Origin of the sequence: Paraburkholderia sp. Ac-20342 (genome assembly GCF_017104985.1) — a bacterium.
In the GTDB taxonomy this organism is placed as follows: domain Bacteria; phylum Pseudomonadota; class Gammaproteobacteria; order Burkholderiales; family Burkholderiaceae; genus Paraburkholderia.
Map to the genome: position 1 here is coordinate 19,621 of NZ_JAAGPQ010000094.1, position 10,652 is coordinate 30,272.

Annotated in this window: 9 protein-coding genes; 3 read left to right on the forward strand and 6 right to left on the reverse strand. The window is 64.3% G+C overall.

The features are described from left to right. The first annotated feature begins 275 nt into the window (after positions 1-275). Together G3N58_RS28040 and moeB are read left to right on the forward strand one after the other, a co-directional pair. Positions 276-1,883, forward strand: a complete 1,608-nt coding sequence (locus G3N58_RS28040; protein ID WP_167048435.1) for a S41 family peptidase — start codon at positions 276-278, stop codon at positions 1,881-1,883. A 241-nt stretch (positions 1,884-2,124) separates the two neighbouring features. Then, positions 2,125-2,883 (forward strand): molybdopterin-synthase adenylyltransferase MoeB, encoded by a 759-nt coding sequence (gene moeB, locus G3N58_RS28045; protein ID WP_206000822.1) that lies wholly within the window; start codon positions 2,125-2,127, stop codon positions 2,881-2,883. Positions 2,884-3,013: 130 nt separating this feature from the next. Here moeB and ptsP read toward each other — a convergent pair whose 3' ends face one another. The 5 genes from ptsP to gshA form a co-directional block, all read right to left on the reverse strand. Beyond that, the gene (gene ptsP, locus G3N58_RS28050) at positions 3,014-4,756 is read right to left on the reverse strand and encodes a phosphoenolpyruvate--protein phosphotransferase (RefSeq protein ID WP_167048439.1); all 1,743 of its coding nucleotides are present in this window, start codon (positions 4,754-4,756) and stop codon (positions 3,014-3,016) included. 356 nt (positions 4,757-5,112) lie between these two features. Beyond that, entirely contained in the window at positions 5,113-5,382 is a 270-nt protein-coding gene (locus tag G3N58_RS28055) for an HPr family phosphocarrier protein (RefSeq protein ID WP_167048441.1), read from the reverse strand. A 121-nt stretch (positions 5,383-5,503) separates the two neighbouring features. After that, positions 5,504-6,031, reverse strand: coding sequence for a PTS mannose transporter subunit IIA (locus tag G3N58_RS28060; protein ID WP_167048442.1), 528 nt, complete (start codon positions 6,029-6,031; stop codon positions 5,504-5,506). A 372-nt stretch (positions 6,032-6,403) separates the two neighbouring features. Continuing rightward, positions 6,404-7,360, reverse strand: coding sequence for a glutathione synthase (gene gshB / locus G3N58_RS28065; protein WP_205990800.1), 957 nt, complete (start codon positions 7,358-7,360; stop codon positions 6,404-6,406). Between the two features lie 103 nt (positions 7,361-7,463). Further along, the gene (gshA, locus tag G3N58_RS28070) at positions 7,464-8,753 is read right to left on the reverse strand and encodes a glutamate--cysteine ligase (RefSeq protein ID WP_167048446.1); all 1,290 of its coding nucleotides are present in this window, start codon (positions 8,751-8,753) and stop codon (positions 7,464-7,466) included. A gap of 87 nt (positions 8,754-8,840) precedes the next feature. Here gshA and G3N58_RS28075 point away from each other — a divergent pair, with 87 nt between their 5' ends. Continuing rightward, positions 8,841-9,230, forward strand: coding sequence for a hypothetical protein (locus G3N58_RS28075; RefSeq protein ID WP_206000823.1), 390 nt, complete (start codon positions 8,841-8,843; stop codon positions 9,228-9,230). Positions 9,231-9,302: 72 nt separating this feature from the next. Here the strand turns inward: G3N58_RS28075 and G3N58_RS28080 are convergent. Further along, a partial coding sequence (locus G3N58_RS28080; protein ID WP_241017258.1) for an ammonium transporter occupies positions 9,303-10,652 on the reverse strand: 1,350 nt, incomplete at its 5' end.

A 10,652-nucleotide genomic window follows, 5' to 3' on the forward strand; every position in this document is an offset into this window, starting at 1 on the left:
GCCAGGCGGTTTCCTTTATCCACCCGGTTGAGCGGCTTCCTGGGCGGACGCGCCGGTGGTCTTTGAGGGTGGCTTGCGGCAGTATGGGCAGCCGGCCGTCGAATGCACCGGCGAAGCATTCACCCTGCGCGCTCCGGATCTCACGAACCCGGGCCGTCCTGTACTGTCGAAGCACGATTATCTGCGCCACGCCCTGAGCAGGCGGGTGTGCAGTTATACTTGTCCGTCCAATCTTTATCGACGCTGCCACGCGCTTCCGACCCGCAACAGACTCTATGCGAAAGAACCTGAAAAATATCGGCCTGATTGCCGCGGGCCTTGCTACCGGTGTCTTTGCCACCCTGCAGTTCTCCGCCTCGGCCGAGCAACCCGCCAGCGCCGTGGTTGCCCCGCTGCCGTTAGACCAGCTCAGGCTCTTCGCTGAAGTGTTCGGGCAGATCAAGCACGAATACGTCGAACCGGTCGACGACAAGAAGCTCCTCACCGCCGCGATCAAGGGCATGGTGTCGAGCCTCGACCCGCACTCGTCGTACCTCGACAAGACCGATTACGAAGAGCTGCAGGAACAGACCAAGGGCCGCTTCGCGGGCCTCGGCATCGAAATTTCGTCGGAAGACGGCCTGATCAAGGTGATTTCGCCCATCGAAGACACGCCCGCGTTCCGCGCCGGCATCCGTCCGGGCGACCTGATCACGCGCATCAACGACAAGCCCGTGCGCGGCATGACGCTCGATCAGGCGGTCAAGCAGATGCGCGGCGATCCGGGCACCAAGGTCACGCTCACGATCTTCCGCAAGACCGACGACCGCACGTTCCCGCTCACGGTCACGCGCGCGATCATCAAGGTGCAGTCGGTGAAGGGCAAGATCGTTGCGCCGGGCTTCGCCTACGTGCGCATCACGAGCTTCCAGGAACGCACCACGCCCGACCTCGCCGCCAAGCTGCAGGACCTCGCGCGCCAGGAGCCGAACCTGAAGGGCCTCGTTCTCGATCTGCGCAATAACGGCGGCGGTCTGCTGCAAAGCGCGGTCGGCGTGGCCGGCGCGTTCCTGCCGCCGAACTCGGTGGTGGTGTCCACCAACGGCCAGATTCCGGATTCGAAGCAGATCTATCGCGACACCTACGATAACTACCGTCTGCAATCGTTCGACAGCGATCCGCTCAAGGACGTGCCGGCCATCTTCAAGACCGTGCCGATGATCGTGCTGACCAACGCCTACTCGGCGTCGGCCTCGGAAATCGTCGCGGGTGCGCTGCAGGATCAGCACCGCGCGCTGATCGTCGGCAAGACCACGTTCGGCAAGGGTTCGGTGCAAACCGTGCGGCCCATGACGGCCGACACCGCGCTGCGCCTGACCACCGCGTACTACTACACGCCGAGCGGCCGCTCGATCCAGAACAAGGGCATTCGCCCCGACATTCCGGTCGACCAGTACGCAGACGGCGATCCGGACGACGCGCTCGTGACCCGCGAAGTCGACTACTCGAATCACCTTGCGAACACGCAGGACCCGAACGAGAAGAAGGAAGCGGAGCAGCGCGAGCAGGAGCGCATGGAACAGCTGCGTCTGCTCGAAGAGCAGAACGACAAGAAGACGCCGGAACAGCGCCAGAAGGATCGCGACCGCAAGCCGGTCGAATTCGGCTCGGCTGACGACTTCATGCTGCAACAGGGGCTCAACAAGCTCGAAGGCAAGCCGGTTCAGGAATCGAAGTCGCTGATGGAGCGCCGTCTCGCGCAGAACAAGCCGGCTACGTCGGCTTCGGCGCCGGTCGCGGTGAAGCCGACCCAGCCCGTGCCGGGTGCCTCGGGACCGGCTCCGGTTCAGGCTCCTGCCTCGGCTCCCGCGCCTGCATCGGCGCCGGCCACGCAAGGCAAGTAAGCCGTCCGCATGTGTCTTCGCAGCGCCTCGTGCTGCGAAGACACACTGTGAAGCCACACCGCGAAGCCTTCGCAAAAGGCGTCGCTCAACCGGCGATGCGCCAGCCCTTGGGTTACGGCAAGCTGAGCCACGGCAAACCGCTCTCCCCCGCGCGATTAAAATAACAGCCACGAATGCGCGCCGCGGACCACCAGTCCGCCTTTCCTCGCGCGACACAGCGACACACTCACGCGCTCCCGCCATGAATGACGATCAACTCCTTCGCTATTCCCGCCATATTCTCGTCGACGAAATCGGCATCGAAGCGCAGCAGCGTTTTATCGACGCCCACGCGATCGTCGTCGGCGCAGGCGGTCTCGGTTCGCCGGCGGCGCTCTATCTCGCGGCCGCGGGTGTCGGCCGCCTCACGCTCGTCGATGCCGACACGGTCGACCTCACGAATCTGCAGCGGCAGATCCTGCACGTCAGCGCGTCGGTGGGGCGCAAGAAGGTGGAGTCCGGGCGCGACATGCTCGCGCAGATCAACCCCGAGGTCGTAGTCAATGCAGTGGCCGAGCGCGTCGACGATGCATGGCTCGATCGCGAGGTGCCGCACGCGAGCGTCGTGCTCGATTGCACCGACAACTTCGCGACGCGTCACGCCATCAACCGCGCGTGCGTCAAGCATCGCGTGCCGCTCGTGTCGGGCGCGGCGCTGCGTTTCGATGGCCAGATCAGCACGTTCGATTTCCGCGACGAAGCATCGCCCTGCTACGCGTGCATCTTTCCCGAAGACCAGCCGTTCGAAGAAGTCGCGTGTTCGACGATGGGCGTGTTCGCGCCGACGGTCGGCATCATCGGTTCGATGCAGGCCGCCGAAGCGCTCAAGGTGATCGGTGCGATCGGCACGCCGCTCGTCGGCCGCCTGACGATGCTCGATTCGCTGCGGATGGAATGGAACACGATGCGCATCGGCCGTCAGCCCGATTGCCCGGTGTGCGGGCAAGCTCATGGGGCTTGATGCATCGCTGCACCGATACCTCTGCACGGATACCTCGATACCCGCTCGCGCTAACGGGCGCCGAATAAAAAAACGCAGCACTCAGGCTGCGTTTTTTTATTGAAAGAGGCGTCGACGAAACCTCACGAACTCAAGCCAGCGCGACCCGCTTGAGCGCCGCCTGCACCTCTTCCGGCTCGAACGATGCCAGCACGTCGGCCACCGGCTTCTCCAACGTCTTCAGATGCGAGCGCAGCACTTCCTGCTTGACCTCGAGCAACTGGCTCGGATGCATCGAAAACTCGGTGAGTCCCATGCCGAGCAACAGCCGCGTCAACGCCGGATCGCCAGCCATCTCGCCGCACACCGAGACCGGCACGCCCGCGCGCTTCGCCTCGCGCAGCGTGAACGCGATCAGATGCAGCACCGCAGGATGCAGCGGGTCGTACAGATGCGCGACGGCGTTGTCCGCGCGATCGATCGCGAGCGTGTACTGGATCAGATCGTTGGTGCCGATCGACAGGAAATCGAGTCGCTTCAGAAACAGCGGCAACGCAATCGCGGCAGCTGGAATCTCGATCATCGCGCCGACCTGCACGTTCGGATCGTAGCCGATGCCCGCGTCGTCGAGCTGACGCTTGGCTTCGCGGATCAGATCGAGCGTCTGGTCGATTTCCTGCGCATGCGCGAGCATCGGAATCAGAATCTTCACCTTGCCGAACGCCGACGCGCGCAGGATCGCGCGCAACTGCGTGAGAAACATCTGCGGCTCGGACAGGCTCCAGCGAATCGCGCGAAGCCCGAGCGCCGGATTCGCCGCGGTTTCGTAGCCATCGCCGCCGCCCATCGAATCGAGCGGCTTGTCGGCACCGACGTCGATCGTGCGGATCGTGACCGGCAGGCCATTCATCAACTCGACCGCACGGCGATACGCGCAGAACTGCTCCTCTTCTTCGGGCATCCGGTCCTTGTGATTCATGAACAGGAACTCGGTGCGGAACAGCCCCACGCCGGTCGCGCCGGATTCGACGGCCGCGCGCGCATCTTCAGGCAGCTCGATGTTCGCGCACAGTTCGATGCGCGTGCCGCATAACGTTTGCGTCGGCGAAAACTTGAGACGCTGCAGCTTGCGCTGCTCCAGTTCCTTTTCGCTTTGACGGTACGAATACTCTTCGAGCACGATCGGTGCGGGATCGACGATCACGATGCCATGATCGCCGTCGACGATGATCAGGTCGTCCTGGCGAATCAGCGCGCTCGCATGCTGCACGCCGACCGCGGCCGGAATGCCGAGGCTGCGCGCGACGATCGCGGTATGCGAGGTGCGCCCGCCGAGATCGGTGACGAAGCCCTGGAACGTCTGCGTCTTGAACTGCATCATGTCGGCCGGCGCGATGTCGTGCGCGACCACGATCATCTCGTCGCATGCACCGTGCACGCCATCGAGACCGGACGCACCCGCGAGCGCCTTGAGCACGCGCTCGACCACCTGCTCGATGTCGGCCTTGCGCTCGCGCAGGTACTCGTCTTCGATATCGTCGAAATGGCGCGACAGGCGCTCGAGTTGTTCGGTCAGCGCCCACTCCACGTTGTAGCGGCGCGTACGGATCAGGTCGATGGTTTCCTGAACGAGCATGGCGTCGTTCAGGATCATCGTGTGAACGTTGATGAAGGCGCCCATTTCGCTGGGCGCGTCGGCGGCGAGATCGGCACGCAGCGTATCCAGTTCCTCATGAACGCGTTGCTGGGCCGCGCGAAAGCGCTCGACCTCCCCTTCGATCTGGGCAGGTTCGATCAGATAGTGGTCTACGTCGAGTGCAGCCGGGGCGATCAGATAGGCCCGCCCGATGGCGATACCGCGTGACACGGGAATTCCATGCAGCGTGAACGACACGCGCACCTCCTCTAGTTGTGTGATGCCGCGGCAAACCGCTGCAATGCTCTCAGACTGTACTGGGCATTATAAATTCCGCGCCCTAGCGAAGTATGTCGAAGGTGTGTGCGGCGCAGCACGAATTGTCGGCATCGCGGGCGGCGCAGGATGGGTGTGCCCGTATGGCTGCACATAGTGGACGACGCCTCGCGCGCCGCAAATCCGTCTCGCCTTACGCACCCTTGTCGCGTGATTAACCGTACACGTGCCGCCGATACGCCTCCCGCCGTTGTTACCCGTTGAAATACCGGCGGCAAAAAAAACGCCGCGGACGAGCCGCGGCGCTGTCGTATCAGCCGATCGCTGAATACGCCGGATTATTGGCCCTCGCCGAATTTATCGGCGATCAGTTTCAGCAGAGCGTCCATCGCCTCCTGCTCGTCGGAGCCTTCGGTTTCGATCAGCACCGTGCTGCCGATACCCGCTGCCAGCATCATCACGCCCATGATGCTCTTCGCGTTGATGCGGCGGCCGTTGCGGCTCATCCAGATTTCCGCCTGATAGTTGCCCGCGAGTTGCGTCAACTTGGCCGACGCACGCGCGTGCAGCCCCAGCTTGTTCACGATAGTCGTTTCCTGTTGCAGCATGTGATGGTCCGAAGCGCGCGTAAATGGGATGGTAAAAGTTGAAACGGCAAACCCGTTGCAATGCGTTTGAAGCCGCCGGCGACACGCCCCGCCGCCGACGCTTCGCCTATGTCTACAAGCTCTACAAGCCGGCCGAACCCGCCTTCTGCGCCAGATCGGCGTCGGCGGGCAACGCGGGAATGCAGTCGCCGGGCGCGACGGTCGCCGGCAAGGCCTGCGGGCAATCGCACGGCGCGGCCGGTGCCGTGGAGGCTTCCGGCATAGCGGGCCCGATCGCCTGAATGCCCTTGGTCGCGCCGGCGAGCGCCTTGTCGACGAGCGTGTCGAGCGGCATCGCGCGATAGCAGACCGAGCGCACGAGCATCGGCAGATTGACGCCGCACAATACGCGCACGTCCGGCACCGTGGCAAGCCGGCCCGCGATATTGGCCGGTGTCGCGCCGAACATGTCGGTGAGCACGAGCGCGCCGTTCTCTTCCTTCAGACGCGCGATTTCCGCATTCGCAAACGCCACCACTTGCGCGGGATCGCAATCGGGCGACACGTCGATCACGCCGATGCGCGCCGGCAAACCGCCGTAGATGTGGGAAATGCAATCGCGCAACGCGGTGGCGAAGGGAGCGTGCGCAATGATCAGAATGCCTGCCATGTCAGCCTTACTGCAAAAAAACGGCCCCGAACCATGGACCGGGACACAGCCCGGTTCGTCAGCGCCCTTGACCGGCCGTGGGTCGCAAGGGCGGGAACGCCTCGTCAGGCGAGCGGTTCGCGGCGCCTCGCATGAGGTGGGCGCCTGCGGGAACCCTGCCCGTTGGTTGTCCGCAATCCGCGCGGGCGGCACCGGTTACGGCCGGCGATCTTGCCGGTGGCTACCGAATGCCTTGCGCGGGCGAGCGGGCATTGTAACAGGCTCATTTTCGCGCCAAAGCGCAAGGCGCGCCCGACGCAACGCCCAATGCCGGACCTGACGCGGATTCGCTACACAGGTTGGGGGCCCGGCCCGGCATTCAAGGCCGTGGCATCAGCCCGCCGCGCGCTCCAGCGCGTCGACGAACATCCCAGCCACGTCAAAGCCGGTCTGGTCCATGATCTCGCGGAAACACGTCGGGCTCGTGACGTTGACTTCGGTGAGCCAGTCGCCGATCGCGTCGAGCCCGACCAGCAGCAAACCGCGCGACGCCAGCACGGGCGCGAGCGTATCGGCAATCGTGCGATCGTGTTCGGTCAACGGCCGCGCGACGCCGAGGCCGCCCGCCGCGAGATTGCCGCGCACCTCATTGCCCTGAGGAATGCGCGCGAGCGAATATGGCACCGCTGCGCCGCCGATCAGCAGGATGCGCTTGTCGCCGTCCTTGATCTCGGGGATGAACTTTTGCGCCATCACCGAGCGCGCGCCGTCGTGGCTCAGCATTTCGATGATCGAGCCGAGGTTCATGCCGTCCGCCTTCACGCGGAACACGCCCATGCCGCCCATGCCGTCGAGCGGCTTCAGGATCACGTCGCCGTGCTGCTCGTGGAACGCGCGCAGACGCGCGGCGTCGCGCGTGACGAGCGTGGGCGCGACGAACTGCGCGAATTCGCCGATCGCGAGCTTTTCCGAATGATCGCGGATCGCCTGCGGCTTGTTGAAGATGCGCGCACCGTTACGCTCGGCGATTTCGAGCAGCCACGTCGACGTCACGTACTCCATGTCGAACGGCGGGTCCTTGCGCATCACGACCGCGGCGAAGCTTTTCAGCGCGCGCGGCGCGGCGGGGTCGGCGGCGAACCAGACGTCGCGATGCAGATCGGCGGTGTCGCCGACGATCGCAATACGCTCCACGTTCGCCTCGACGTCACCGCCCGTCCACGCCAGATGCTTCGGCTCGCAGGCGTACACCGTGTGACCACGGCGCGCCGCCTCGGCCATCATTGCGTAGGTCGTGTCCTTGTAGATCTTGAACTGGCCCAGCGGATCGGCGATGAAAAGAATGTCCATGAAAGTCCCGGTGCGCCCTGAGTGGCGTGACAGTGTTCGTCAATATAGTCTTTGAAGACGGCAATGGCGGCACGCATGCCGCCATCCCGCCGCGCGAGGTGGCTCAGACCTGGATCGCTTCCGGATCGGTCTTTTCGAGTTCGACCGATGCGGCGAGCAGCCCGAGCCGCGCGACCACGCCGTACATGTAGAAGCGGTTCGGCGGCGCCGCGCCGGGCTTCGCGTGCGCGTCGGGCAGCGCCGTATGCTCGAAGCCGAGCGGCACGAAGTGCATGCCGGGCGCGTTCAGGTTCTGATCGCGCTCGCGGCTGCCGTGCACGCGATAGAAGCCGCCCACCACGTAGCGGTCGATCATGTAGACGACCGGCTCGGCCACTTCCTCGCCGATGCGCTCGAACGTGTACACGCCTTCCTGCACGATCACGTCATGCACTTCGAGGCCGTCTTTGGTGGCTGCCATGCGCACGCGTTCGCGCTTCGTGAGCGCGGCCACTTCCGAGGCGTCGTGCACGGTCATCACGCCCATGCCGTAAGTGCCCGCATCGGACTTGATGACGACGTACGGCTTCTCGGAGATGCCGTACTCGCGGTACTTGCGGGCGACCTTCTTGAGCACGCCGTCGATCGCATCGGCCAGCGCTTCCTCGCCGGTGCGCTCCTGGAAATCGACGCCTTCGACGCGCGCGAAGTACGGGTTGATCATCCACGGATCGATCTCGACCATCTTCGCGAACTTCTTCGCGACGTCGTCGTAGCAGGAGAAATGCGTCGACTTGCGGCGCACCGCCCAGCCCGCATGCAGCGGCGGCAGCAGATACTGCTCGTGCAGATTTTCGAGCACGGGCGGAATGCCGCCCGACAGGTCGTTGTTGAGCAGGATCGAGCACGGGTCGAAGTTCTTCAGGCCGAGGCGCCGCGGCGAACGCTCGAGCGGTTCGAGCACGAGCTTCTGCCCGTCCGACAAGGCGATCGTGACCGGGCCGTTGATGGTTTCGTCGAGCGTGCCGAAGCGCACGTTCAACCCGGCCTGGCGCATGATCGACGCGAGCCGGGCGACGTTTTCGAGGTAGAACGCGTTGCGCGTGTGGCGCTCGGGAATCACGAGCAGGTTCTTCGCGTCCGGGCAGATCTTTTCGATCGAGGCCATTGCGGCCTGCACCGCGAGCGGCAGCACTTCCTGCGGCAGATTGTTGAATGCGCCGGGGAACAGATTGGTGTCGACCGGCGCGAGCTTGAAGCCCGCGTTACGCAGATCGACGGAACAGTAGAACGGCGGCGTGTGCTCCTGCCATTCGAGCCGGAACCAGCGTTCGATAGCGGGCGTGGCGTCGAGGATCTTCCGCTCGAGGTCGAGCAGCGGGCCGTTTAACGCCGTAACTAGGTGCGGAACCATTGATCACTCGCAAACTGGAGAAAAAAGATTGTAGAGCAAATACTTTGTCTATTTGGGGACGGTTTCTCCATTCGCAAGCAAACTCGAATGTATTCTCCCTATCACGATAATAGGCCCGGTAAATGGCCGTTTCCAGACGCGCCTATCCGCGGATTTGCCGCAGTGTTTTTTTGCCGCAGTTTTTCACCGCGTTTTTTCATCGGGATTTTTTCAAGCGGCTTTTTCATCCGGCTGTTTCATCTGGTTTTTTCAGCGATAGCCGGCCGGCTCGTCATTATCTCCCACCGATCCGCCAGCCACTTTGCGGACGTTGTCAGGCGGCTTCCCTGCTGTTTTCCGCCGGAGCTATTTCCGTCGTCTTCGAGACGGTTCCTTCGGCGCGCTCATTCGCGCAAGACCCTCAACCATTCCGCCGGAAATCCGGCAAAAAAAAAGCCCGCCATGAAGGCGGGCAAAATCGCCGTGCTGGATGCCTGATCCGTCACCGCGCTCCATGCTCCGACGAGCCCGCAAGCGCGGGCTCGCGCGAAGGCACTGCGAGCAGCGGCGTTATTCGACGTGTTCGCCGTGCAGGCTCACGTCGAGGCCCTCGCGCTCCTGCTCTTCGGTCACGCGGATGCCCATCACCATGTCGATCACCTTCAGCAGGATGAAGCTCACCACGCCGCTGTAGATCAGCGTCGTCAGTACGCCCTTCGCCTGCAGGATCACGCTGCCGTCCGCGCCGCCGATGTCCTTGACCGCGAATACGCCGGTCAGCAGCGCACCGACGATACCGCCGATGCCGTGCACGCCGAACGCGTCGAGCGAATCGTCGTAACCGAGCTTGTGCTTGAGCCACGTCGCCGACCAGAAGCAGACCACGCCGGCAACGATGCCGATCACGAGCGCGCCGAGCGTGCCGACGAAGCCCGAAGCCGGCGTAATCGCGACCAGACCCGCGACCGCGCCCGACACGATGCCGAGCACCGACGGCTTACCCTTGGCCGCCCATTCGGCGAACATCCACGCGAGCGCGGCGGCCGCCGTCGCCACTTGCGTCGCGAACATCGCGAAGCCGGCACGGCCGTCCGCCGCGACAGCCGAACCCGCGTTGAAGCCGAACCAGCCGACCCACAGCATCGCGGCACCGATCAGCGTGAGCGTGAGGTTGTGCGGCGCCATCGCTTCGCGGCCGTAGCCGACGCGCTTGCCGAGCACCAGACAGCAAACGAGGCCCGCGATACCGGCATTGATGTGCACCACCGTGCCCCCCGCGAAGTCGAGGATGCCCGCGCTGGCGAGCCAGCCGGTCGGCTCCCACACCATGTGCGCGATCGGCGCGTAGACGATGATCGACCACAACGACATGAACACGAGCATCGCCGAGAACTTCATGCGGTCGGCGAACGCGCCGGTAATCAGCGCCGGCGTGATGATCGCGAAGGTCATCTGATAGACGAAGTAGACCGTCTCGGGAATCGTCGGCGCGAGGTGGCTCACGGTCAGCGTCGTGGCCTTGTCGCCCTTGATGTAGGTCATGCCGGCCATGAACACGCGCGAGAAGCCGCCGATGAACGAGCCGCCCGGCGTGAACGCGAGGCTGTAGCCCACCACGGTCCAGATGATCGTCACGAGACAGGTGATCGCGAAGCTTTGCATCAGCGTCGCAAGCACGTTCTTCTTGCGGACCATGCCGCCGTAGAACAGCGCGAGACCGGGGATCGTCATGAACAGCACGAGCGCGGTCGAGGTCAGCATCCAGGCGGTGTCGCCGGAATTGATCTTCGACGAATCGACCGAGAACGGCGCGGTCGGCGCAGCCGGCGCGGCTGCGGCTGCCGAGGCGTCGGCGGACGCCGGTGCGCTTGCGGCCGGGGCAGCGGGTGCCGACGCCGCGGCGGCAGCGGGGGCGGCCGA

What these genes read in the sequence shown, in the direction of transcription:
- G3N58_RS28040 (WP_167048435.1), top strand. Translation starts at nt 276, where the DNA reads ATGCGAAAGAACCTGAAAAATATCGGCCTGATTGCCGCGGGCCTTGCT.
- gshA (WP_167048446.1), bottom strand. Translation starts at nt 8,753, where the DNA reads ATGGTTCCGCACCTAGTTACGGCGTTAAACGGCCCGCTGCTCGACCTC.
- G3N58_RS28075 (WP_206000823.1), top strand. Translation starts at nt 8,841, where the DNA reads ATGTATTCTCCCTATCACGATAATAGGCCCGGTAAATGGCCGTTTCCA.
- moeB (WP_206000822.1), top strand. Translation starts at nt 2,125, where the DNA reads ATGAATGACGATCAACTCCTTCGCTATTCCCGCCATATTCTCGTCGAC.
- gshB (WP_205990800.1), bottom strand. Translation starts at nt 7,360, where the DNA reads ATGGACATTCTTTTCATCGCCGATCCGCTGGGCCAGTTCAAGATCTAC.
- G3N58_RS28060 (WP_167048442.1), bottom strand. Translation starts at nt 6,031, where the DNA reads ATGGCAGGCATTCTGATCATTGCGCACGCTCCCTTCGCCACCGCGTTG.
- G3N58_RS28055 (WP_167048441.1), bottom strand. Translation starts at nt 5,382, where the DNA reads ATGCTGCAACAGGAAACGACTATCGTGAACAAGCTGGGGCTGCACGCG.